Origin of the sequence: Tsukamurella conjunctivitidis (assembly GCF_007858475.1) — a bacterium.
Taxonomy (GTDB): domain Bacteria; phylum Actinomycetota; class Actinomycetes; order Mycobacteriales; family Mycobacteriaceae; genus Tsukamurella; species Tsukamurella conjunctivitidis.
This window is the reverse complement of sequence record NZ_VIGX01000001.1, coordinates 123,417-146,241: the sequence shown is the minus strand read 5'-3', so window position 1 is coordinate 146,241 and position 22,825 is coordinate 123,417. Positions and strand designations below refer to the sequence as shown.

General features: G+C 71.6%; 19 protein-coding genes. 8 read left to right on the top strand and 11 right to left on the bottom strand.

The genetic code is table 11. The features are described 5' to 3' along the window. Window position 1: 1 nt before the first annotated feature. Both FK530_RS00685 and FK530_RS00680 read right to left on the bottom strand, forming a co-directional pair. The gene (locus FK530_RS00685; protein WP_146485065.1) at window positions 2-580 is read right to left on the bottom strand and encodes a hypothetical protein; all 579 of its coding nucleotides are present in this window, start codon (window positions 578-580) and stop codon (window positions 2-4) included. A 31-nt stretch (window positions 581-611) separates the two neighbouring features. Next, complete coding sequence (locus tag FK530_RS00680) at window positions 612-1,574, bottom strand: arsenic resistance protein (protein WP_223120318.1); 963 nt, start codon at window positions 1,572-1,574, stop codon at window positions 612-614. Between the two features lie 46 nt (window positions 1,575-1,620). Between FK530_RS00680 and FK530_RS00675 the strand changes: the two genes are divergently transcribed. The 3 genes from FK530_RS00675 (at window position 1,621) to FK530_RS26405 (ending at window position 6,176) form a co-directional block, all read left to right on the top strand. After that, window positions 1,621-2,865, top strand: a complete 1,245-nt coding sequence (locus FK530_RS00675; protein WP_146485064.1) for a PucR family transcriptional regulator — start codon at window positions 1,621-1,623, stop codon at window positions 2,863-2,865. Window positions 2,866-2,983: 118 nt separating this feature from the next. Next, window positions 2,984-4,477 (top strand): flavin-containing monooxygenase, encoded by a 1,494-nt coding sequence (locus FK530_RS00670; RefSeq protein ID WP_146485063.1) that lies wholly within the window; start codon window positions 2,984-2,986, stop codon window positions 4,475-4,477. An 82-nt stretch (window positions 4,478-4,559) separates the two neighbouring features. Further along, window positions 4,560-6,176, top strand: a complete 1,617-nt coding sequence (locus FK530_RS26405; protein ID WP_205124162.1) for a serine/threonine-protein kinase — start codon at window positions 4,560-4,562, stop codon at window positions 6,174-6,176. Between the two features lie 77 nt (window positions 6,177-6,253). Here FK530_RS26405 and FK530_RS00660 read toward each other — a convergent pair whose 3' ends face one another. Beyond that, on the bottom strand, window positions 6,254-7,474 hold the full coding sequence (locus FK530_RS00660; RefSeq protein ID WP_146485062.1) for a DNA polymerase III subunit delta': 1,221 nt from the start codon (window positions 7,472-7,474) through the stop codon (window positions 6,254-6,256). Window positions 7,475-7,526: 52 nt separating this feature from the next. Here FK530_RS00660 and FK530_RS00655 point away from each other — a divergent pair, with 52 nt between their 5' ends. Further along, window positions 7,527-9,056 carry an adenylate/guanylate cyclase domain-containing protein gene (locus FK530_RS00655; protein WP_231706444.1) on the top strand — a complete coding sequence of 510 codons (1,530 nt, stop codon included), beginning with the start codon at window positions 7,527-7,529 and terminating at the stop codon, window positions 9,054-9,056. Here FK530_RS00655 and topA read toward each other — a convergent pair whose 3' ends face one another. Then, entirely contained in the window at window positions 9,057-12,005 is a 2,949-nt protein-coding gene (topA, locus tag FK530_RS00650) for a type I DNA topoisomerase (protein WP_146485061.1), read from the bottom strand. A 154-nt stretch (window positions 12,006-12,159) separates the two neighbouring features. Next, on the bottom strand, window positions 12,160-12,627 hold the full coding sequence (locus tag FK530_RS00645) for a MarR family winged helix-turn-helix transcriptional regulator (protein ID WP_146485060.1): 468 nt from the start codon (window positions 12,625-12,627) through the stop codon (window positions 12,160-12,162). 50 nt (window positions 12,628-12,677) lie between these two features. Between FK530_RS00645 and FK530_RS00640 the strand changes: the two genes are divergently transcribed. Continuing rightward, window positions 12,678-13,634: a hypothetical protein gene (locus FK530_RS00640; RefSeq protein ID WP_146485059.1), complete on the top strand. Its 957-nt coding sequence runs from the start codon at window positions 12,678-12,680 to the stop codon at window positions 13,632-13,634. Between the two features lies 1 nt (window position 13,635). On the opposite strand, the gene FK530_RS00635 is transcribed toward FK530_RS00640, so the two are convergent. Both FK530_RS00635 and FK530_RS00630 read right to left on the bottom strand, forming a co-directional pair. Then, the gene (locus tag FK530_RS00635; RefSeq protein ID WP_146485058.1) at window positions 13,636-14,214 is read right to left on the bottom strand and encodes a hypothetical protein; all 579 of its coding nucleotides are present in this window, start codon (window positions 14,212-14,214) and stop codon (window positions 13,636-13,638) included. Between the two features lie 135 nt (window positions 14,215-14,349). Continuing rightward, window positions 14,350-14,553 carry a cold-shock protein gene (locus FK530_RS00630; protein WP_068523077.1) on the bottom strand — a complete coding sequence of 68 codons (204 nt, stop codon included), beginning with the start codon at window positions 14,551-14,553 and terminating at the stop codon, window positions 14,350-14,352. 410 nt (window positions 14,554-14,963) lie between these two features. Here FK530_RS00630 and FK530_RS00625 point away from each other — a divergent pair, with 410 nt between their 5' ends. Beyond that, a complete protein-coding gene (locus FK530_RS00625; protein ID WP_146485600.1) occupies window positions 14,964-17,237 on the top strand; it encodes a DEAD/DEAH box helicase in 2,274 nt (757 codons plus the stop codon). Between the two features lies 1 nt (window position 17,238). Here the strand turns inward: FK530_RS00625 and FK530_RS00620 are convergent, their stop codons facing one another. Further along, the gene (locus FK530_RS00620) at window positions 17,239-17,568 is read right to left on the bottom strand and encodes a TfoX/Sxy family protein (protein WP_146485057.1); all 330 of its coding nucleotides are present in this window, start codon (window positions 17,566-17,568) and stop codon (window positions 17,239-17,241) included. A 36-nt stretch (window positions 17,569-17,604) separates the two neighbouring features. Between FK530_RS00620 and FK530_RS26825 the strand changes: the two genes are divergently transcribed. Then, window positions 17,605-18,129 carry a tetratricopeptide repeat protein gene (locus FK530_RS26825; protein WP_262406725.1) on the top strand — a complete coding sequence of 175 codons (525 nt, stop codon included), beginning with the start codon at window positions 17,605-17,607 and terminating at the stop codon, window positions 18,127-18,129. Between the two features lie 106 nt (window positions 18,130-18,235). Continuing rightward, window positions 18,236-21,829: an ATP-binding cassette domain-containing protein gene (locus FK530_RS00610; protein WP_146485056.1), complete on the top strand. Its 3,594-nt coding sequence runs from the start codon at window positions 18,236-18,238 to the stop codon at window positions 21,827-21,829. 6 nt (window positions 21,830-21,835) lie between these two features. Here FK530_RS00610 and FK530_RS00605 read toward each other — a convergent pair whose 3' ends face one another. From FK530_RS00605 to FK530_RS00595, 3 genes are all read right to left on the bottom strand, one after another. Further along, entirely contained in the window at window positions 21,836-22,156 is a 321-nt protein-coding gene (locus tag FK530_RS00605; RefSeq protein ID WP_231706442.1) for an Rv3654c family TadE-like protein, read from the bottom strand. Between the two features lie 137 nt (window positions 22,157-22,293). After that, window positions 22,294-22,602, bottom strand: a complete 309-nt coding sequence (locus FK530_RS00600) for a TadE family type IV pilus minor pilin (RefSeq protein WP_146485055.1) — start codon at window positions 22,600-22,602, stop codon at window positions 22,294-22,296. Window positions 22,603-22,625: 23 nt separating this feature from the next. After that, window positions 22,626-22,820 carry a DUF4244 domain-containing protein gene (locus FK530_RS00595; RefSeq protein ID WP_146485054.1) on the bottom strand — a complete coding sequence of 65 codons (195 nt, stop codon included), beginning with the start codon at window positions 22,818-22,820 and terminating at the stop codon, window positions 22,626-22,628. Window positions 22,821-22,825 lie beyond the last annotated feature (5 nt).

Genomic DNA, 22,825 nt, shown 5'->3' with positions numbered 1-22,825 from the left:
GCTAGTCGATCATGACGAGCCACCAGTCGTCGGACAGCTTCTCGCTCCGTAGCTCTCCGCCGAACTCCGGTGCGCTTCCATCGGGCCGATACTCGAGCGTCGTGACGCTGAAGCCGCCGCCGAAGATCGAGAACGTGACCACGCCGCCGGTCTTGTCCGTCGCGTACACCTCCTGCGTGCCTATCCGCTGGTCGCCGCTGTCATGAAACTCCGTCCGGGGGTCGGCCAGCACCGCTCGGGCCGCCGCGGTGAGCCTGGGCTCGTCGTACGACCATCGCGCCTTCTGCGGCAAGCCGGTGAACGCGACGGCCAACGCCAAGAGGCCGATCACCGGAATCACCAGGAGATGCCGGGCGTACCGCTTCCGCCGCGCCACCCAGATCACAAGGTAGATGAGCCACGCCACAACGAGCACGCTGCCGCTCAGCAGCGAGAAAGCCTGCCACAGCATGTCCGTGCCCAGGGTCTGCCCCCACAGCCACGCGAGCACCTCGATCGCGACGAGCACGGCGAGAACGGCTCCCACCACATCGAGGGGTGTCGGCCGCCGCACGCTCGACTGACCGGAATCCGCATCCATCACGACAGGATAGCGATCGGCGAACCTCGGGCTAGAGGATCAGGCGCGGGATCAACCGGACGAAGAGCACCATCACCACCAGCTCCACGAGCGTCTGCGTCACGACCACCAGCGGCGCCAGGTCGTACGCGCCGGGCAGCGCCAGGACCAGCGGCAGGATCACGAGCGAGTTCCGCGTGACGCCGCTGAAGACGACGCTGCGCCGGCTCGGCACGTCCAGGCCGGCGATGCGTCCGGCCGCAGCCCCGATCGGCGTCATCACCAGCGCGAACAGCACGTACACCGGGATCGTGAGCAGCAGTGACGAGAGCTGATCGCGCACGCCCGCGATCTGCGACGCGACCACCACCGCGAGCGTCAGCACCATGATCGGCACCATCGCGCCCGTCACGACCGACGACACCGTCGCGCCCCACCCCGTTCGGGAGGCCGCCCACTGCGTCGCACCCGCGAGGACCAGCGGCACCACGATCACCCACCCGAACGCCTCGGCGAACGGCCCGTAGTCGACGGTGCGCACCACATCCCCACCCACGAACAGCCACAGGTACAGCGGCAACAGCATCATCTGCACCAGCATCAGCAGGGGCGCGGCGGCGAGCAGCCGGTCCTGCGCGCCGCCGGCGAGTCCGCTGAACACGATCACGTAGTCCACACACGGCGTGAGCAGCACGAACAGCACCCCGACGAGCAGCACCCGGTCGTGCGCGACGATCCGCGACACCGCGAGAACCACGATCGGCACCGCGATGAAATTCACCGCCAGCACGGTGCCGAGGAAGCGCACGTCCCGCAGGGCCTCCCCCATGCGCGCGAACGGGATCCCGAGGAAGGTCGCGTAGAGCAGCAGCGCGAGCACGGGATTGATGACGGCCTCGGCGGGGCCCGCCACCGTCGGGACGGACAGGCCGAGGACGGCCCCGAGAACCAGCCCGGCGAGGTACAGCGGGACCTGATGGGCGTCCGCCCACCCGGCCGCCGCCCGCATTCGCATCACGCGCACACCCTAGTTCGGCCGACGGGTCAGTAGGGTTCCACGCATGGGTGCGCCGACGGAGCAGAACTGGCCCGAGCCCTCGGACCGGGTGAAGGAGCTGATCCGCCGCGCCGCGGAGTTCGCGAGCAACGCGCCCGACGAGTGGGTGACCGCGCTGCAGGACGCCACCCTGACCGGCGTCATCCTGTCCCCGATCGCCTCGGACCCGACCCTGGCCGAGCTGGTCCGCAACTCCGACACCGCCGTGATGCTGCACTGGGCGGCGCACAACCTGGCTCATCCGGGCCGACGAGTGCCGCCCAACATCGACTCCGCCGACGCGCTCGCCGTCGCGCGCGACCTCGTCCGACGGGGCCTCGACCTGCACGGGATCGACACCTACCGCAAAGGCCTCAACACCGCGTGGACGCTGTGGATGAACGTCTGCTTCGAGCTCACCGACGACCCGGCCGAACTGCGCGAGCTCCTGGCCGTCACGTGGGCGTCGATGTCGACGTACGTGGACGACACCATCGACGCCATCACGATCCGCATGGCGGGCGAACGCGAGCAGCTGACCACCGGGACGAACGCGGACCGTCTGGCCGCGGTCTCGCTGATCCTGGAGGGCGCCCCCATCACGCGGCCGCGCGCGGAGCAGCAGCTGGGCTATCGACTGACCGGGCCGCATACCGCGGCGGTCGTCTGGACCACCGGCGCGGTCGGCGATCTCGACGCCGCCGCCCACGCCCTCGCCCGGCGCGCGGGGACACCCCGGCCGCTGACCGTGGTCGCGAGCGCGTCGGCGCTGTGGCTGTGGCTGCCGGGCACCGTCGTCCTCGACTCCGCGGACCTGGCCCGCGAACTGGCCGACCACCCCGAGGTGCGCGTCGCGATCGGACGGCCGGGCGAGGACCTCGACGGGTTCCGTCGCAGCCACCTCGACGCGGGCACCACGCAGCGCGTCATGACGCGGCTGCGCACCCGGCGGCGAGTGGCGGGATACGACGACATCGCGCTGATCTCGCTGGTCACCAGCGACACCGGGAAGGCCGACGAATTCGTCCGCGACACGCTCGGCGACCTGCTGAGCGCCGATCAGGAAACGCGGGAGACCGTCGCGGCGTACGTCGACGAGCAGTTCAACACCTCGCGCACCGCGGAACGCCTCTACACGCACCGCAACACCGTGATCCGGCGTCTCACCAGGGCCGACGAGCTGCTGCCCCGCCCCCTCGCGGACAACCCCACCGGGGTGGCGGTGGCGCTCGACGTGCTGCGCTGGCTGGGCCCCGACGCACCTGCGTGACGATCTGCACCAGACCGGGTGGCAACCGGGTGCACTCTGCGCTGGCCGGACAGGACCGTCGAGCGAGAGAGTGAGTCATCGGTTCTATCACTGAGCCCTCGGACCAGGAGAGACAAGTATGACGAGCACCACGCCCGAGCACCTCGACATCATCGTGATCGGTGCCGGCATCTCCGGCATCGGCGCCGGCCACTACATCACCACCGAGCTGCCCGGGAAGTCCTTCGCGATCCTCGAGGGCCGGTCGACGTTCGGCGGCACGTGGGACCTGTTCAAGTACCCGGGCATCCGCTCCGACTCGGACCTGCACACCTTCGGCTACGAGTTCAAGCCGTGGGAGTCCAAGGACTCCATCGCGGACGCGCACAAGATCCTCGACTACCTGCAGGAGACGATGGTCGAGAACGACCTGGTCGACAAGGTGCGCTACGACCACCGGGTGGTCTCGGCCGACTGGTCGAGCGAGGACGGCCGCTGGACCGTGCAGGTCGACCACGCCGGTGAGCGCATCGCGCTCACCGCGAACTGGGTGCTCTTCGGCAGCGGCTACTACGACTACGAGCAGGGCTTCACGCCCGAGTTCGCGGGCCGCGAGAAGTTCGCCGGGCAGATCATCCACCCGCAGTTCTGGCCCGAGGACCTGGACTACAGCGGCAAGAAGGTCGTGGTCATCGGCTCCGGCGCCACCGCCGTCACCCTGGTCCCGTCGCTCCTGACCAGTGAGAAGCCGGCCGAGCACGTGACCATGCTGCAGCGCACGCCGACGTACATCATGCCGGTGCCCAAGCAGGACCCGGTCACCAACACCCTGCACAAGATCTTCGGCCACAAGATCGGCCACGACCTCTCACGCAAGCGGTTCATCTGGCAGCAGCGCGGCGTGTACGTCTTCGCGCAGCGCTTCCCGGATCTGGCGCGCAAGATCATCCGCAACGAGAACGCCAAGCGCCTGCCCAAGGGCTACCCGGTGGACGTGCACTTCAACCCGCCGTACAACCCGTGGGACCAGCGCCTGTGCGCCGTCCCCGACGGTGACCTGTTCAAGGCCATCCGCTCGGGCAAGGCGGCCGTCGCGACCGACAAGATCGTCACCTTCGACGAGACCGGCATCGAGCTCGCGAGCGGCGAACACCTCGACGCGGACATCATCGTCACCGCGACCGGTCTCAAGCTCAAGCTGCTCGGCGGCGTGACGCTGTCGGTCGACGGCCGCGACGTCGACGTGCCGAACGCCGTCATCCACCGCGGCGCGATGCTCTCCGGCGTCCCGAACGCCGCCCTGGCCATCGGCTACACGAACTCGTCGTGGACGCTGAAGGTCGGCATGCTGTGGAAGTACATCACCAAGCTGATCGGGACGCTGGACGCGAAGGGCCTGGACACCGCCGTCGCCGTCGCCGACCCCGACATGGCGACCCGCCCCGCCCTCGACTTCGAGGCCGGCTACGTCCAGCGCGCGCTCGCCGAGCTGCCCCGCCAGGGCGAGGCCGACGACTGGCGCATGTCGATGAGCTACTTCGAGGACGCCAAGCGGCTGAACAGCGAGCTCTCCTTCGGCGAGGAGTCCGGGCTGCGCCTGAGCTCCAGCAAGGAGGCCAAGGTCACCGTCTGACCTGCGGCGATCACGTTTCCGCCTGTCTACCGCTACCGTTGACTCGGTGCGGTCGACGGGCGGGCGCGTTTCGAGGGAGCGGATGAACGAGCAGCAGATCGCGGGCTACCGGGTGGTCCGCAAGCTCGGCGGCGGCGGGATGGGTGAGGTGTATCTCGTCCAGCATCCGCGCCTGCCGCGGCAGGACGCGCTCAAGCTGCTGCACACGTCCGTGAGCAGCAACCCGCAGTACAAGGCGCGCTTCGACCGCGAGGCCTACGTGCTCGCGCAGCTCAACCACCGCAACATCATCCACCTGTACGACCGCGGCGAAGTCGACGGCCGGTTGTGGATCACGATGGAGTACGTCGCCGGGCCGGACACCTCGCAGATGCTCGCCCAGCGCGGGCCGATGCCGCTGCCGCTCGCGATCGAGATCGCCGACGGTGCCGGTGCCGCCCTCGACTACGCCTACCGGCGGGCGCGGATCACGCACCGCGACGTCAAGCCCGCCAACATCCTCGTCGCCTTCGACTCCGACGGTGCGCCGCAGGTCAAGCTCGCCGACTTCGGTATCGCCAAAGCCGCGGGCGAGGCCGTCGGCGTCACGTCGACGGGGATCACCGTCGGAACCATGGCGTACATGTCGCCCGAGGCCTTCGACAACAAGATCCTCGACAACCGGGCCGATCTGTACTCGCTCGGCTGCACCGTCTTCGAGCTGCTCACCGGCGAGCCGCCCTTCCCGGGCGATTCGCCCGCCGCCGTCATCTCGGCGCACCTGAACCAGCCCGCGCCGCGGATCACCTCCCGCAATCCGTCGCTGCCGGGCCACCTCGACGCGGTCTTCCGCAAGGCCCTCGCCAAGCGCCCCGAGGACCGGTACGCGAGCTGCGCCGAGTTCGTCTCGGGGCTGCGCGGCGAGGCACCGTCATCGCTGCCCGCCGGCACCGCACCCCAGCCCGTTCCCGCCTACACCGGCGAGCACACGGGCGCCCACGCCGGCCCCGGCACCGCGCCCTACCCGGGGCCGCCGACGGGGCAGTACGTCCCGACCGGCGAGTACCCCGGCCCGCACACCGCGGCGCAGCCCGCGCCCACGCGCGCGGAACACCTCCCGGCCTCGGCCCGGCAGGAGGCGCCGGTCGCGCCCGCGCCGGAGAAGCCCCGCAGGTGGGGACGCGCGGTGGCGGCGCTCGCCGCCGTCGTGATCGTCGCGCTCGCCGCGGGGGTGTTCTACCTGGTCAAGCCGTCGATCGGCGGATCCTCCGGGGGCGGCTCGACGGTGACCGCTTCCTCGGTCAAGCTCGTGAACTTCCAGGGCACCAGCGACTCGTCGCCGAACCTCAACAACGTGCTGACCGGTGATTCACCCCCGTGGCGTACCGACCAGTACTTCAGCGGCCCCAAGTTCGGCGGGCTCAAGTCCGGGGTGGGCTTCCTCATCACCCTGGACCGCGAGGCCTCGATCACGTCCGGCACCATCTCCTCACCCAGCGCGGGTTCGACGGTGGAAGTGCGCACGTCGTCGTCGGGCTCGGTGAGCTCGCTGGATCAGACCTCGACGGTGTGGGACGGCGAGCTGAGCAGCGGCGACACCGACTTCACCGCGAGCAATGCAGCGAAAACGCGGTACGTCCTGATCTGGATCACCGGGCTGTCGCAGACCTCCGGCAAGTGGCAGACCACCATCGCGCAGGTGCAGCTCCGCGGGAACTGACGAACGCTGCCGAAACCCGCGAACGCTGCCGACTCCCGGTCGCGTTGGTGGATATCGGCAGCGTTGCTCGGTCCGCGCTAGCGGCGGTGGTCCCGCAGCGCGGACGAGACGCCGGCGGCCATCGCATCGAGCGCGACGACGGGTTTGACGTTGAGATCGATCGCCTCGCGGCACTCCAACACGGACTCGACACAGCGCAGCAGCCCCTCGGGGCGGGCGAAGCCGGCGAGCCGGCGGGTCTGCTCGGCCTCGTCGGGATGCATCAGTATCACCTGCGCGCCCGTACCCTGCACCAGCGCGTCACGGAAGAGCGCCGCGAGGTCGATGAGGGCGCGGTCGAGGGCGTCGCGCACCGCGCGGGTGCCGCGGGCCTTCTGCCGCTTCTCCAGATCCTTGAGCTGCCCGGCGGAGCCGCGCATGACGCCCGCGGTGCCGCGGCCGACGCCGCCGGCCCCGAGCGCCGTCTTGAGGTCCTCGGTCTCCCGCTCGTTGAGATCGGCGTTCAGCTCCTTGGCCGCGCTCTCCGCGTCGCGCAGCAGCTGCTCGACGACGCCGTACACGCCCTCGGACGTGGCCGCCCGCGCCAGGCCCAGCGCCTGCTTGCGCTGCTTCTGCGCCTCCGGGTCGGTGGCGAGGCGCTTGGCCCGCCCGACGTGCCCGCCCGAGACGCCGGCCGCCCACGCCGCGCGTTCCGCGTCGATGCCGTCCTTTTCGAGCACCGCCGCGATCGCGGGCGCCGACGGTGTGACGAGCGGCACGTGGCGACACCGGGACTTCAGCGTGACGGAGATGTCCTCCGGGTCGACGGTCGGCGCGCACAGCAGCACGATGGTCTGCGCCGGCGGCTCCTCGACCATCTTCAACAGGGCGTTGCCGGCCTGCTCGGTGAGCCGGTCGGCGTCCTCGATGAGCACGATCTGCCAGTGCCCGACGGACGGCCGCCGCGACGCATCGGCCACGACCTCACGCATCTGCTTGACGGCGATGGACAGGCCGTCGGGCGCGATGGACCGCACATCGGCATGGGTGCCGGCGAGCACCGTCGTGCAGGCGCGGCAGCGGCCGCAACCGGGCTCGCCGGGATCGTCGCACTGCAGGGCCGCGGCCAGCGCGCGGGCCGCGACCGACCGACCCGAGCCGGGCGGGCCCGTGAACAGCCAGGCGTGCGTCATGGACGAACCCGCCAGGTCGGCGACGGTGCCCCCGCTCGCGACGACCTCCCGTGCGGCGTCCGCGGCCGCCCGCAGGCCCACCACCACCGCTTCCTGCCCCACCAGGCGATCGAACACTGAGCTCACCCCCACACCCTAGCCCTCCCGTCCGACGGCGAGCGCAGGCTAAGTTGGAGCGGTGGCAGCACCGAAGAGCAGACTCAGTCGCGCACTGCGACTGGCGCGGTGGCTCGCCAAGACCCCCTGGCCGATCTTCGCGCTGGACATCCTGCGGTCGAACATCCTGGGCGCGGTCTTCGTCTTCGGTTTCCTGCGGTTCGCGCTGCCCGTGCAGCAGTCGGTGCAGCTCCAGGAGATCAGCGGCGTCAACCTGCTCGTCTTCATCACCTACCTCGTGGCCGCGAGCGTGCTCGGCATGCTGATCGGGCTGCGGCTCGTGCTGCCCGTGCTGCGCTGGCACCGCCGGAGCGCCCCGTACGACCCCGCGATCTCCCGGCGGGCCCTCGCCCTGCCCCTGCGCATGGCGCTCATGCAGGCCATCTTCTGGTTCATCGGCGGCGGCATCTTCGTGGTCATCAACTACAACTCGCCGCGCGGCATCCGGGTGATCGTCGCCCTGACGGTGCTGCTGGGCGCCATCACGACGTGCGCCCTGAGCTACATGCAGACGGAGCGGGTGCTGCGGCCCATCACCGTCGCGGCGCTGGCGCAGGAGCCGCAGGGCTCCGCCGGCCTGTCGGTGACCACCCGCATCCTGCTGAGCTGGGTGCTCGGCACGGCCACGCCGATCGTCGGCATCATCATGGTCGTGCTCTCACAGGAGTCGGGCGTCATCGACCCGGACGCCCCGACGCTGGTCAACCCGGTGCTGCTCCTGTCGGTGGTCGCGCTCGCCGCGGGCCTCCTCGGCACCGTCCGGGCCGCGAAGTCCATCGGCGACCCGATCCGCGACCTGTTCCGCGCGCAGCGCAAGGTGCGCGACGGCGACTTCACCGCCTCGGTGAAGATCTACGACTCCAGCGAGTTGGGCCTGCTGCAGGCCGGCTTCAACGACATGGTGCACGACCTGGCCGAGCGGCAGCGGATGCGCGACATGTTCGGCCGGTACGTCGGCCAGGACGTCGCTCGCCAGGCACTCGAGCACGGCACCCATCTGGGTGGCGAGATCAACGAGGTCAGCGTGCTCTTCGTCGACCTGGTGGGGTCGACGAAGATCGCGGTCACGGAGGAGCCGGCGGCGGTCGTGGACCTGCTCAACGACTTCTTCAAGGTGGTCGTCGACCTCGTCGACCTGCACGGCGGCTTCGTCAACAAGTTCCAGGGCGACGCGGCGCTGGCGATCTTCGGCGCCCCGCTCCCCCATCCGGACGCTGCGGGGGCCGCGCTGGCCGCGGCGCGGGAGATGCGGATCCAGCTCGGCGACGTGCTCGGCGGGACCGGCTTCGGCATCGGCGTCTCCGCCGGCCAGGTGGTGGCCGGGCACATCGGCGCGAAGGCCCGCTTCGAGTACACCGTGATCGGCGACCCGGTGAACGAGGCGGCGCGGATCACCGAGATCGCGAAGTCGGAGCCCTCGTCGTTGCTGGCGGCCGGGCGGGCCGTCGAGGCCGCGACGCCCGCCGAGCAGGCCCTGTGGGTGCTCGGCGAGGCGATCGAACTCCGCGGGCGCGGCCAGCTCACGCGGCTGGCGCGCCCTGTCGACGACTGATCAGACGGTCTCGTCCGCGGGGGCCTCCGCGGCCTTCGCGGGTGCCTTCTTCGCGGCGGTGGTCTTCTTCGCGACCGTCTTCTTGGCCGCCGTCTTCTTCGCCGCGGCCTTCTTGGCGGGTGCCTTCTTGGCCGCCGCCTTCTTCGCGGGCGCCTTCTTCGCCGCCGCCTTCTTGGTGGCCTTCTTCTTCACCGGGCCCCGCGCGCGACGATCCGCGAGCAGCTCGGAGGCGCGCTCGTCGGTGATCGTCGCGACCTCGTCGCCCTTGCGCAGCGAGGCGTTGGTCTCGCCGTCGGTGACGTAGGGACCGAACCGGCCGTCCTTGATGACCATCGCGGCGCCGGACACCGGATCGTTGCCCAGCTCGCGCAGCGGCGGCGCGGCCGCGGCGCCGCGGCCCCGTCGCTTCGGCTCCGCGTACAGCTTGAGCGCCTCCTCGAGGGTCACCGTGAACATCTGCTCCTCGGTGGCCAGCGAGCGCGAGTCGGTGCCCTTCTTCAGGTACGGCCCGTAGCGGCCGTTCTGGGCGGTGATCTCCTCCTTGGACTCGGGATCGACCCCCACGACGCGCGGCAGCGACAGCAGGCGCAGCGCGTCCTCGAGGGTCACGGTCTCGATGTCCATGGTCTTGAGCAGCGAACCGGTGCGCGGCTTCGGCGCGTCGGCCTTCTTCTTGCGGGTCTTCGGCTTGGCCGCCTCGGCGTCCAGGTCCTCCGCGTCGGGGTCCTTCTCGGGCTCCGGCAGGATCTCGGTGACGTAGGGGCCGAAACGGCCCTCCTTGGCGACGATCTCGTGGCCCGTCGCCGGGTCGATGCCCAGCGGGCGGCCGTCCTGCGGGGTCGCGAACAGCTTCTCCGCGACCTCCTCGGTCAGCTCGTCCGGCGTCATCGACGCCAGGATGTTCGCGCGCTGGACCTCCGGCTCACCCTTCTCGCCGGTGACGGTGCGCTCCAGGTACGGACCGTAACGGCCGACGCGCACGTAGACGACGTTGCCGTCGGGATCGGTGTAGAGGGGGATCGAGTTGACCGCGCGGGCGTCGATCGCGTCGAGGTTCGCCGCGACGAGGTTCTTCAGGCCCGGGCTGTCGGGGCCGGGGCCGTCGGCACCGGAGACGGCCGCACTGTCGCCGTCGGGGCCGCCGTCGCCGAAGTAGAACCGGGTGAGCCAGTCGACCCGGCCCTCGCGGCCGCCGGCGATCTCGTCGAGGTCGTCCTCCATCGAGGCCGTGAAGTTGTAGTCGACGAGGCCGCCGAAGTGGCCCTCGAGCAGGCCGATCACGGCGAAGGCCACCCACTGCGGCACGAGGGCGTTGCCCTTCTTCACGACGTAGCCGCGGTCCTGGATGGTCTTGATGATCGACGCGTAGGTCGACGGTCGGCCGATGCCCAGCTCTTCGAGGGTCTTGACCAGCGAGGCCTCGGTGTACCGCGCGGGCGGGCTGGTCACGTGGTCGGCCGCGCTGAGCTCGGCCGCGGTGATGGCCTGGCCCTTGGTGAGCTGCGGGAGCCGGGACTCGGCGTCGTCGGCCTCGCCGCCCGCCTGGTCGTCGACGGTCTCGACGTACGCGGAGAGGAAGCCGGGGAAGGTGATGGTACGGCCCGACGCGGCGAACTCGACGCTCTCGCCCGTCGAGGCGGCGCCGCCGATCCGCAGGCTCAGCGTGGTGCCCTTGACGTCGGCCATCTGCGAGGCGACGGTCCGCTGCCAGATCAGCTCGTAGAGCCGGAACTCGTCGCTGTTGAGCACCGATGCGAGCGCGCCCGGCGTCTGGAAGGTCTCGCCCGCGGGGCGGATCGCCTCGTGCGCCTCCTGCGCGTTCTTGACCTTGCGGGTGTACTGCCGCGGCGTGGCGTGCACGAACTCGGGGCCGTACAGCTGCCGCGCCTGCTCGCGGGCCGCGGCGATGGCGGTCTCCGAGAGCGTCGTCGAGTCGGTACGCATGTACGTGATGTAGCCGCCCTCGTAGAGCCGCTGCGCGATCTGCATGGTGCGGTCGGTGTTGAACCGCAGCTTACGGCTCGCCTCCTGCTGCAGCGTCGACGTCATGAACGGCGCGTAGGGCTTGCGGGTGTAGGGCTTCTCCTCGACGGAGGTCACCGTCAGGCTGGCGCCCTGCAGGCCCTCCACCAGGGCGTTCGCCCGGGCGCCGTCGAGCACGGTGATGCCAGCCGGCTTCTTGAGCTGCCCCTGCGCGTCGAAGTCGCGGCCGGTGGCGACGCGGTCGCCGTCGACGGTCACGAGGCGCGCGCCGAAGGTGCGCGGCGTCGCCTCGGCGCCGGCGTCGAGCTGCGCGGCGATGTCCCAGTACCCGGCGGTGCGGAAGGCGATCCGCTCGCGCTCCCGGTCGACGATGATGCGGGTCGCCACGGACTGCACGCGGCCGGCGGACAGGCCCTGATTGACCTTGCGCCACAGCACGGGGCTGACCTCGTAGCCGTAGAGACGGTCCAGGATGCGGCGGGTCTCCTGCGCGTCGACGAGGTTCATGTCGAGCTCACGCGGCTCGTCCGCGGCGGCGAGGATCGCCTGCTGGGTGATCTCGTGGAAGACCATCCGCTTGACGGGGACCTTCGGCTTGAGCACCTCCTGCAGGTGCCACGCGATGGCCTCGCCCTCGCGGTCACCGTCTGTCGCGAGGTAGAGCTCGTCGGCCTGCTTGAGCAGGGACTTCAGTTCGGAGACGGTGGAACGCTTGCTGGCGGACGTGACGTAGTGGGCCTCGAACTCGTGGTCGACGTCGACACCGAGCCGCGCCCAGGGCTTGCCCTGGTCGGCCTCGGGCAGCGGGTTGTCGCGGCTCGGAAGGTCGCGGATGTGGCCCATCGACGCCCGGACGGTGTAGTTCGGGCCGAGGAAGTCGCCGATCTTCTTGCCCTTGGCCGGGGACTCCACGATCACCAGACGCTGCAGGCCGTCTCCCGCCGCTGCCTTTCCACGTGCCGCCATCGACCCTCCTGATCTGCTCCGGTGGCACCTGCGTCACCACCTCGACCCCTCGCGCCACTTGCGACGTAGGCGGTCACTCCGGTGCTCATTCTGCCGCACCTTTCGCCCCACCTTATATACAGGGTCCACTGCACGCCCCATGGAATTCGCGCAGTCAGCCGGCCTCACCCATCCCGGACACCCGCGCGGTGTGCCGCCGCAGGACGTCCGTGGTCGCGCGCTGGAAGTCGGCGATCGCCTGCTGTTGTTCGGGCGTGAAGCGCTCGTCGAGCATCGCGGCCATGTCCTCGCCGAGGGGACCGAAGACCTCGGCGACGTGGGCATCCAGGGCCGGGTTGGGGGCCAGGGTGACCACGATCCGCCGACGATCCTGCGGGTCCGGTTCACGCACCGCGAATCCTCGCCGCACGAGTCGATCGACGAGGCCGGTGACCGCGCCGGAGGTCAGGCCCGTGTGCTCGACCAGCTGCGACGCCGAGACGGGGCCCAGGCGCCGGAGGACGTCCAGCGTCTTGCGCTCCACGGCCGTCAGCCCCATCGAGCGCCCGACTGCCTCGTGGAACATCACCACCGCGGTGATGAACTCGCGTCCCAGCAGCTCGCCCTGCGTCGGTTCCGACATGGCCCGATGTTATCTCAGCAGATGATCATTTTAGTTGCTAAGTTATATGAGTGACTAAGATTATCAGGAGTCCCGCACTGGCCCTGTACGTCCTCTCCCCGCTCATCGGCGAGTTCTTCCTGGGCGACTTCCCGGTCGTCCTGCTTCCGCTGATCGTGGTGCTCGCGCCCTGGTACGGCGCGGGCGCGCTCCTGATCCGGGAGGTCGCACGACGACGCGGCCGCGGCTGGCCGACGATCGCCCTCCTCGCGCTCGCGTGGGCGCTGGTCGGCGAGGGCCTGCTCGGGCAGTCGCTGTTCAACCCCGGCTACGCGAACGCGCACCTGCTGGACCACGGCTTCCTGCCTGTGCTCGGCCTCGGCGCGACGTGGACGGTGTTCGTGCTCGCGATCCACGTCGCCTTCAGCATCTGCCTGCCGATCGCGATCGTCGAGCTCGGCATGGACGAGCCCCATCGACCTCTGCTGCGCCGCCGCGGAATCCTCGCGTGCACGGCCCTGCTCCTGGTCGGAGCGGTCGTCACCTTCTCGACGGCCTACCGCACGTGGGGACACTTCGTCGCGCCGTGGCCACGGCTCGCCGCGACCGCCCTCATCGCCGTGGCGCTCGTCGTCCTCGCCCTCCGCGTGCCCCCTCGCAGGCCCGACGGTGCGCGGCCGCCCGCGCCCGGCATCATCCTCGGCCTCTTCCTCGCCTGCGGCGCGGCGTTGCTGGGCGGCGTGCGCCTCCCGACAGCGGCGGCGCTGGTGACGATGACGGCAGGCATCGTCGTGGCCGTGATCGCCCTCGCCCGGTGGGCACCGTCGCCGCAGTGGACGGACCGCCACCGCCTGGCCGTGATCACCGCGGGACTGCTCACTTACGGCTGGTCAGCCCCTATCCGGATGTGGGGACACACGCCCGCGGACCACGTCTTGGCGCTGGTCAGCGGGGCCCTGTATCTCGCCGCGGAGATCGCGATCGTGCTGCGGCTGCGCCGGACCCTCCGGCGCCGCGCGGCGGCCTGATCTACGGCTGGGGCCAGTGCGCCGCGGCCTCGGGGTGCGCGGGCGGGTCGCCGATGCTCTCGCGCAGCCGCAGGAGCCGACGGTGTCCGGACACGCGCAGCGCGGGCTTCGTCCCGCGGGTGCCCACCAGGGTGGGCGCGACGCCGGCGCGCATCAACGCGGTCGCGAGGACGGGGGCGCTCTCGGGCGCGTGCGGGTCGAGCGCGAGGAGGTAGTGCACGCCGTCGACATCGCCGCCGGCCAGCGCCCAGGCGCGCAGGGCCCGCGGGCCGGGCACCCAGGTCGACGGTGCCGTCTTCACCGCGCCGCGGGTCCAGGCGACGGCCATCGGCTGCAGTTCCGGCGCCGCGAGGGTCCGGACCAGCGGATTACCCTCCTCGGAGACGTCGAACTGCGCGCGCAGCCCGGCCTCCTCGATCATCACGGCGATCGCGTCGGCCCGCCACTGGTCGGCGACGACGACGGAGACGCGTGCGCTGCCACCCAACTGCACGATCTGCCCCGTCGATGCGAGCAGGCCGGCCAGGTCGCGGGGCGACGGCTCGGTCTGCTCCGCGGAGAAGAGTGACAGTTGGGACACGATATGAGCCTAGTGGGCCGTGGTGCGACGGGGTACCGCCGACACGTCGAACGCCCCCGGGAAATGCACAGCACCCCTCCACCGGGAAGGCGGAGGGGTGCTGCGAGAAACTCTTATCGCGTGGTGCGGGGTTTCTTAGAGAGCGCGGACGCCGGTGGCCTGCGGGCCCTTGGTGCCCTGGCCGACCTCGAACTCCACGAGCTGGTTCTCCTCGAGGGTACGGAAGCCGTTGCCCTGGATCTCCGAGTAGTGGACGAACACGTCATCCGAGCCGTCGGCCGGTGCGATGAAGCCGAAGCCCTTCTCCGCGTTGAACCACTTCACAGTTCCCTGTGCCATTGAGATGTTTCCTAACTTGTCTTTCTACCGGTGTAGGAACCGTTCCCCGAGTGGGGCGCGACTCCTGGCCGGTTCCGGCCGCCATACTTTCTGGAGCCGTTTGCGGAGACCGCACACAAAAACCTTCAGTACCACGCCCGCAACATCGATCCCCCGATGGCCCCTGACGGACCCCCGGCGGGAGCTGCGACCGCATACAGTCAATCACGATTTCCCAGCGAGCAACAGCGGGCGGAGCGATTTCGCCTTCCGTTAACCCGCCGTCCCACCGGACGACGGTCCGTTACGGCCGCCGCTAGACTGGACGATCGGCACGTCCACGGCCCGCCCGGCCGTGCGGACGGCGGGTCGATGCGGGGGCTATCACGGTGGAGCACAACACCTTCGGCAGGGAGCTACTGGCCCGGGTCATGGCCGGTGCCGGGCCCGGCACCGAGAGCCTCACCCATGTGGCGGACATCCCGTCACGCCGAGCCGAATTCGCCCCGTGGCCGGAGTGGGTTCCGTCCCGGGTGCGCGCCGGGCTCGTCGACGAGGGGGTGCGGGAGCCCTGGCGCCATCAGGCGGAGGCGGCGGAGCACGCGCACGCGGGGCGCCACGTGGTGATCTCGACGGGAACCGCGTCGGGCAAGTCCCTCGCCTATCAACTGCCGGTGCTCGCGGCGCTCGCGGACGACCCGCGGGCCACGGTCCTGTACCTGTCGCCGACCAAGGCGCTCGGCACCGATCAGCACCGGGCGGCGGTGCGGCTGACCACCGAGTACGGCCTTGCCGACGCCTCCCCCGCGATGTACGACGGCGACACGTCGCAGGAGATGCGCCGCTGGGCGCGGTCGGACAGCCGCTGGGTGTTCACCAACCCGGACATGCTGCACGTGGGACTGCTTCCGCGGCAAGCGAAGTGGGGACGGTTCCTGCGGGGCCTGCGATACGTCGTGGTCGACGAGTGCCATCACTACCGCGGCGTCTTCGGCTCGCACACCGCCCTCGTCCTGCGCCGGCTGCTCCGCGTCGCCGCGAAGTACGGCGCATCGCCCACGGTCATCTGCGCCTCGGCGACGACCTCGGATCCGGCCGGCGCCGCGTCGCGGCTGATCGGTGCCGAGTGCGTTGCCGTGACCGAGGATTCGTCCCCGCACGGGCCGCGGACCGTCGCCCTGTGGGAACCGCCGCTGCTGCCCGACCTGGAAGGTGAGAACGGCGCGCCCGTGCGCCGCGCCGCCACCACGGAGGCGTCGCGGATGCTCGCCGATCTCGTGGTCGAGGGGGCGCGCACGCTCGCCTTCGTCCGGTCCCGACGGTCCGCCGAGACCGTCGCGCTCTCCGCCCGGCGGATGCTCGCCGAGGCCACCCCCGAACTCGCCGAGCGGATCGCGGCGTACAGGGCCGGATACCTCGCGGACGACCGGCGCGCCCTCGAGCGCGGGCTGAACGACGGTGCGCTCCTGGGCGTCGCCACGACCAACGCGCTCGAGCTGGGTGTGGACATCGCCGGCCTGGACGCCGTGCTCATGGCCGGGTTCCCCGGCACCGTCGCCTCGTTCTGGCAGCAGGCGGGGCGCAGCGGGCGCCGCGGGCAGGGCTCGCTGATCCTGCTCATCGCCCGCGACGATCCGCTGGACACGTACCTGGTGCACCACCCGGAATCGCTGCTCGGACGGCCCGTGGAGGCGACGATCACCGATCCGTGGAATCCGTACGTGCTGGGGCCGCAGTTGCTCTGCGCCGCGAGCGAGATCCCCCTGACCCGGGCCGAAGTCGGCGATCTCGGCGCCGTCGACGTCGTGGGCCGGCTGGTGGCCGACGGCCTCCTGCGCGAGCGGCCCGCGGGCTACTTCCTGGCCGCCGGGATCGATCCCCATGCGGGCGTGAACATCCGGGGCGGAGCGGGCAGCGAGATCCTCATCGTGGAGGAGTCGTCCGGGCGACTGCTCGGCACCGTCGACTTCACCCGCGCGCTGTCCACGGTGCACGAGGGCGCGGTGCACGTGCACCAGGGCGAGTCCTACGTGGTCGACGAGCTGGACCTCGACGACGGCCTCGCGCTCGTGCACGCGGAGGAGCCGGAGTGGACCACCTCGGCACGCGAGGACCTCGACGTGCACGTCACGGCAGTGCATTCGACGGAGGTCCTGGGCGACGTCACGGCGCGGTTCGTGTCCGTGGAGGTGACCAGCCGCGTGGTCGGCTACCTGCGCACCCTCCGCAGCGGCGAGGTGATGGACGCCGTGGAGCTGGACCTGCCGGAGACCACCCTGGCGACCCGCGCGGCGCTGCTCACGATGACGCCGGAGGTGCTCGAATCGGCGGGGCTCGTCCCGGAACGCTGGCCGGGCGCGCTGCACGCGGCCGAGCACGCCGCGATCGGGCTGCTCCCGCTGGTGGCCTCGTGCGACCGCTGGGACATCGGTGGCCTGTCGACGGCGCTGCACGACGACACCGGGCTGCCTTCGGTCTTCGTCTACGACGGCTATCCGGGCGGCGCGGGCTTCGCCGAGCGCGGCTACGAGTCGATCGCCACGTGGCTGGTGGCGACCCGCGACGCCGTCGCGGCGTGCGAGTGCCCGTCGGGCTGCCCGTCGTGCGTGCAGTCGCCCAAGTGCGGCAACGGGAACGACCCGCTCGACAAGGCGGGCGCGGTGATCGTGCTCGACCTGGTGCTCGCCGCGGTGGCCGCGGGCTGAGTCACCTGCGCGGCAGCGACCGCGCGTAGTCGACGGTGCGCCGCACCCACTGCGCTAGTTCGGTGTCCGACGCCGTCGCCTCCCCGTCGAGATCGAGCCAGCCGCGCATCTCCCGGCCCCGCATGACCGTCCGCGTCACGTGCGGGCCGAGCAACCCCTCCGCCGCCTCCGGAGCGAGGTGCACCATCGCCTCGCCCTTGCTGTTGGCGGCGATCGCCATGTGCCCGTCGACGAGGAACGCCAGCCCGCCGAACATGCGCTTCTCCACCACGCCCGCCTCGCCGTCGATCGCATCGCGGATCCGGTCCGCCAGCCCCTCGTCGTACGCCATGGGACCAGTCTGCGCTCATCACCGCCCCGCCGCAGCATGTCGGACTTGATTCGGAATTACGGTGGGCGAGAGAGGAGGAACGATGGCTTGGAACGACGACATCGACGCGGTCTGGGAGCACCTGGGCACCGACGCCCCGGCTGCCTTCCTCGCCCGGATGGAACGCGCCGTCGCGGCCCCCGGGTCCCCGACGGAGTCCGCCGATTCGAAACGGCCGGAGCGCACGACGCGCTCGACCGCCCCGACCTCGCCGTGCCGGGCTACCGAGCGGCGCTGGACGCCGGGCTCGACGACCACCGTGCGCGCCGGGCGACGATCCAGCTCGCGAGCTCGCTGCGCAATCTCGGCGCGCCGGACGAGGGGCTCCGCCTGCTCGCGGCCCTCGACACCGACTGCGAGGACGGATACGATGACGCCGTGGTCGTCTTCCGCGCCCTGATGCTTGCGGACATGGGCCGCGAACGCGAGGCTCTCGCCGCCACGCTGCACGCGCTCGCGAACCACCTGCCCCGCTACCGGATCTCCGCACACCACTACCCCGACGCCCTGATCGAGGGCTGAGCGAACGCCTTCGTCTGCCCGCGAACGACGGCGAGGCCACGACGGAGCCGACCGGCCGGAAAACGAGGCGACAGCGGTCACGGGCGCGCTCTACCGTGGACCAACGATGTCCAGTTCGACCCTTTCCGATGCGCCGCCCTCGGCGCCGCCGAGTCCTCCGATCGGCCCCGAACGCCAGGTGACCTGGCGGCGGCTCCGCAGCCCCGTGGCCCTCGGAGCGATCGCGGCCGTCTGTGTGGCCTCGATCGGAGCCACTGCGGGAACCGTGTTCGCCGGGCGAGTGGCGGAGGATCCGGCGGGCGGGCTGATCGGGGTTCTCGCGCTCTGCCTGCTCGGCTCGGCGGTGATCGAGTCGGCGGGCAAGCTCGCATGGGTCGCGGAAGTGGACCGCGCCGAGGGCCGCCTCCGGGACGACGTGCTGCAGGCGGCGATGCGTCAGCCGCTCGGCGCGCTGACCGAACAGGCCGTCGGCGAGATCCTGGACCGCGTGGACGACGACACCCACGAGATCGGCAATCTGTCCCGCTGGCAACTGTGGAGCCTGTTCCGCACCGTCGCGTCGAGCCTGCCGATGTGGATCGTCGCGGCCGCCTCGTGGTGGCCGGCGGCCTTCCTGTTCCCGGCGCTGGCGCTGGTCACCTGGTTCGCGATCCGCCGGCTGCTCGGGGAGATCGCCCGCCGCAAGGTGATCGAGGAGATCGCGTGGACGGACCAGGCCGCCGCCCTGGAGGAGGGCATCGCGGGCCGCGACGACCTGCGGACCAGCCTCGGGCAGTCGCACGTGACCGCGCGGCTGGCGCGCCTGTCCGCCGTCATCCACGCGCGGTTCCACGCCGTCATCCGCGTGGAATCGCGGCTGGCCCGGCGGGCCGGCGTGCTGCTGCACGCGCTACTGGCCGCGATCGCGGTCGCCGGGGTCGCCCTCACGGTCGACGGTTCGATGTCGGTCGCCCGCCTGGTCACCCTGTTCCTGGTGACCTCGATGTTCGTCGGGCAGGTCGCCCAGCTCGCGGAGCAGCTCCCCGATCTGCAGGCCGGGATGGGTGCCATCATCCGGATCCGGACCATGCTCGCCGCTCCCCCGGAGCCCGAGGGCGGCGACGAGTTCCCCTCCGCTTCGGGCTCGGCATCGGGGGTCGAGATCGACATCCGCGGTCTCGACTTCGCCTACGCGGAGGGAGCGTTCGCACTCCGCGGGATCGACCTCACGATCCCGGCCGGGCACACGGTCGCTCTCGTCGGACGCACCGGATCCGGCAAATCGACGCTGGCATCGCTGCTCTCGCGCGCCGTCGATCCCCCGCCCGGCACCGTCTTCGTCGGCGGGCGGGACATCACGACGATCGATCTGCAGCGTGTGCGGTCGCGGGTCGGTGTGGTCACGCAACGCACCGAGATCCTGATCGGCTCCCTGGCGGACAACATCGCCCTGTTCGACCCGGCGGTCACCCGCGAGCGGATCGATGCCGCGATCGACCGGCTGGGGCTGCGCGGCTGGGTCGACGGCCTGCCCGCCGCACTGGACAGCCGGCTCGGCCCGGGTGGCACCACCCTGTCGGCCGGAGAGGAGCAGTTGGTCGCCTTCTGCCGCCTCATGGTCCGTGAGGTCGACGTGGTGGTGCTCGACGAGGCCACCGCACGGATGGACCCACTCACCGAGCGGCTGGTGATCGCCGCGTCGGACCGCCTGTTGGCGGGCCGCACCGGGATCCTGATCGCGCACCGACTCACGACCATCGAACGGGCGGGGCTGGTAGCGGTGCTCGACGGCGGGCGGATCGTGCAGCAGGGACCGCGCGATGACCTGATCGCGGCGCCCGGACCGTTCGCCACCCTCCTCGCCGCCAGCCGGACCGACGGCGCGGTGCCCGACGGTGCCGTGGCCCCGCCGGTGCCGGCATCCGGATCCGACCACGTCCCGGCCTCGACGCCGACAGCGACACCACCGGGCTCGGCGGTCACCGCGGTCGGCGGTCGGCGCCGGACCGGCCCACCGCCGGCGCTCCGGGAGATCGGCGACGGCCCGTCGCTGACCCGCGGGATCGTGCACGCGCTGCTGGTGGCTCCGGCCTGGGGCGTGCTCGGCGCGATCCTCTTCCTACTCGCGGCCCTGACCGGAGCTCAGGGGGCGATCACCGGCCTGCTGTGGGGCGAGACGGTCCAGGCCGTCGGTGCGGGCGAGCGCCCGGGGTGGCTCCTCCTCGGGGTGGTGATCTCGCTGCTGGTCGCCCCCGTCGCGATAGCGGAGGCCTTCCGCCGTTATCCGCGGTGGTGGATCGAGGTGATGCTGCGGGTGCGGATGGCCGTGCTCCAGGGCCAGACGCACCCGCGCCGGCTCGTGCGGACCCCGGCGGGCGAGGTCGTCGCCCGAGCGATGGACGCCGACCGGTTCGCCCGATACGCGGACCGCTGGGTGGATTTCGGCAACGGCGTCCTGATCGCCGCCGCGACGGCCGTGCTCGGCGGGACGTGGCTCGCGGGTGCCGTGCTCCTCGTCGTCCTGGTCGCGTCGGCGGTGGCATCGAGCGTCGGTCGCCCGATCGCCGGACGGTCCGCCGCCGCCGCGTCGAGCGCGCGGGCCCGGTTCGGGCGGGCGCTGGTCTCGGCCCTGGAGTCGGTGCGGACCGTCAAGCTCGCGGCGACGACCCCGTCCGTGCTCGCCCACCTGCGCCGCGTCGACGCGGGGCGCGTCGACGCAGCGGTGACCGAGCACCGGGTGCAGGCGGTCCTGGAGGGCGTCCCCGTGGTGATGGTCAGCGGCGGTGTGGTCGCCGCCTGGGCGGCGTACTCGGGCGGGCTGTGGGAGCTGTCGACGGCGCTGCTCGTCGCGAACGCGGTCAGTGGGTTCGGATGGTTCGGCCGGGTCGCCGGCAGCGTGGTCACCGAGGCTCCGGGCACTCGGGCGTGGCAGGCGGAGACCAGCCGTTTCGCCGGCGGGGTGGACCTCATGACCATGGCGCCCGGCGTCGACCTGGTCGCCGGCACCGCACCGCGGCCGGCGGATCCGCCCCGGGTTCCGTTGTCCGAGTTGGCATTGCGAGACCTCTCCGCGGTCCACGACGACGGCACGGTCGGTGTCGAGCACGTCGACCTGCGCGTGTCGGCGGGCGAACTGGTCCTGTTGGTGGGCCAGGTCGGCTCCGGGAAGTCGAGCCTGCTGGCGGCGCTCGCCGGCCTCGTCTCCCACCGGGGCGAGATCCTGTGGAACGGCCGGCTCGTGACCGATCCCGAGGTCTTCCTCCGCCCGGGACAGGTGGCGTACATCGCCCAGGTGCCCCGAGTGCTGTCCGGGACCTTCGCCGACAACGTCCGGCTGGGGCACCAGCGGGCCTTCGACGGACCCGTCGCCGACGCCCGGCTCGGATCGGACGTCGCCGCAGCCGGCGGACGCGACGCGGTCGTCGGACACCGCGGAGTCCGGCTCTCCGGCGGGCAGGTGCAGCGGCTCGCCCTCGCCCGCGCGCTGGCGACCGACGCCGAACTGCTGCTCGCCGACGACGTCTCGAGCGCCCTCGACGCCACCACGGAGATCGAGTTGTGGGAGGCGCTGCGCGGTCGGCGCGCCACCGTGATCGGGGCGACGTCGAAGCGGGCGGCACTGGCCCGGGCCGATCGCGTGGCGGTGCTCGTCGACGGGCGGATCGTCGCGGTCGGGCCGTGGGCGGAGTTGGCGCGCGACTGGGGCTCCCTCGCCGGCTGAGATCGCTCACTCCGGGCCGGCTCGGGCGACGGCGACGGCCTCGTCGGACCCGAAGACCGACAGCGAGACCGGGACGCTCACACGCACCGTCACCTCGAATCCGTCCACGCCGCAGGCCCGGAGCGATCCCGCGTTGGCCCGGGCCAGGCGGTCCGCCGCCGCGCACGCCTCCTCCGTGTCGATGGCGCTCGCGGCACCGGCGAGCGCCGCGAGGTCCGCCGCGGACTGGGCGCGGTGGCGTGCGGAGACGGCGGCGCCGACGTCGACGACCATGACCGCCACCGCGACGATCGCGGTGACCATCAGGGCGGCCAGCACCGTGGCCACCCCGTCCTCCCTCCCGCACTTCGGCCGGCCGAGCGGACGCTCGCGCGATCCGACGAGCGGACCGTGGGCCCGCCCGGCGGAGCGGGACCGTGGTCCGGCGCGAGCCGCGCCGGACCGTCCCGGCCGTGCCGCCGTCGTCACGTCGCCTCGCCCGGCTCGACGGCGGCGACCGCTGTCGCGGAGACCGTCAGACCGGGAAGGAGCGTGACCGGAGCCCGGACCCGCACCGTGACCGTGTCGCCATCCCGGTCCACGGAGGACGACGCACCGGGCGGCCCCACCTCGGCGACGGCGCGGGCGGCGCGCGTGTCATCGCCCCGCGCGGCGAGCCGAGCCCCCTCCCGCGCGGCATCCACGCACTGCACGTGCGCTGTCACGCCCACCACCGCGCCCACGCACAGCACCAGCACGGCGATCAGGGCGGCGACCGCGAACGCGGCCTCCACGGTGACGGCGCCCGCGTCGTCGGCTAGCCGGTGGACGTGCCCAACGCCTTGCCGATGATGTCCGTCAGCCCGCTGATGATGTTGTCGCCGGTCACGACGCCGTAGAGCACTGCACCGAAGGCCGCCGCCGCGATGGTGCCGATCGCGTACTCGACGGTCGACATCCCGTCGTCCTCCATCATCAGTTCGGTCATCCTGCACCGCAATCGGATCCACATTCCAT

Bases quoted from the DNA above. Each gene is read 5' to 3' on its own strand.
- FK530_RS00685 (WP_146485065.1), bottom strand. From the start codon at position 580: ATGGATGCGGATTCCGGTCAGTCGAGCGTGCGGCGGCCGACACCCCTC.
- FK530_RS00680 (WP_223120318.1), bottom strand. From the start codon at position 1,574: ATGCGAATGCGGGCGGCGGCCGGGTGGGCGGACGCCCATCAGGTCCCG.
- FK530_RS00675 (WP_146485064.1), top strand. From the start codon at position 1,621: ATGGGTGCGCCGACGGAGCAGAACTGGCCCGAGCCCTCGGACCGGGTG.
- FK530_RS00670 (WP_146485063.1), top strand. From the start codon at position 2,984: ATGACGAGCACCACGCCCGAGCACCTCGACATCATCGTGATCGGTGCC.
- FK530_RS26405 (WP_205124162.1), top strand. From the start codon at position 4,560: ATGAACGAGCAGCAGATCGCGGGCTACCGGGTGGTCCGCAAGCTCGGC.
- topA (WP_146485061.1), bottom strand. From the start codon at position 12,005: ATGGCGGCACGTGGAAAGGCAGCGGCGGGAGACGGCCTGCAGCGTCTG.
- FK530_RS00645 (WP_146485060.1), bottom strand. From the start codon at position 12,627: ATGTCGGAACCGACGCAGGGCGAGCTGCTGGGACGCGAGTTCATCACC.
- FK530_RS00630 (WP_068523077.1), bottom strand. From the start codon at position 14,553: ATGGCACAGGGAACTGTGAAGTGGTTCAACGCGGAGAAGGGCTTCGGC.
- FK530_RS00625 (WP_146485600.1), top strand. From the start codon at position 14,964: ATGGCCGGTGCCGGGCCCGGCACCGAGAGCCTCACCCATGTGGCGGAC.
- FK530_RS00620 (WP_146485057.1), bottom strand. From the start codon at position 17,568: ATGGCGTACGACGAGGGGCTGGCGGACCGGATCCGCGATGCGATCGAC.
- FK530_RS26825 (WP_262406725.1), top strand. From the start codon at position 17,605: ATGTCGGACTTGATTCGGAATTACGGTGGGCGAGAGAGGAGGAACGAT.
- FK530_RS00610 (WP_146485056.1), top strand. From the start codon at position 18,236: ATGTCCAGTTCGACCCTTTCCGATGCGCCGCCCTCGGCGCCGCCGAGT.
- FK530_RS00595 (WP_146485054.1), bottom strand. From the start codon at position 22,820: ATGTGGATCCGATTGCGGTGCAGGATGACCGAACTGATGATGGAGGAC.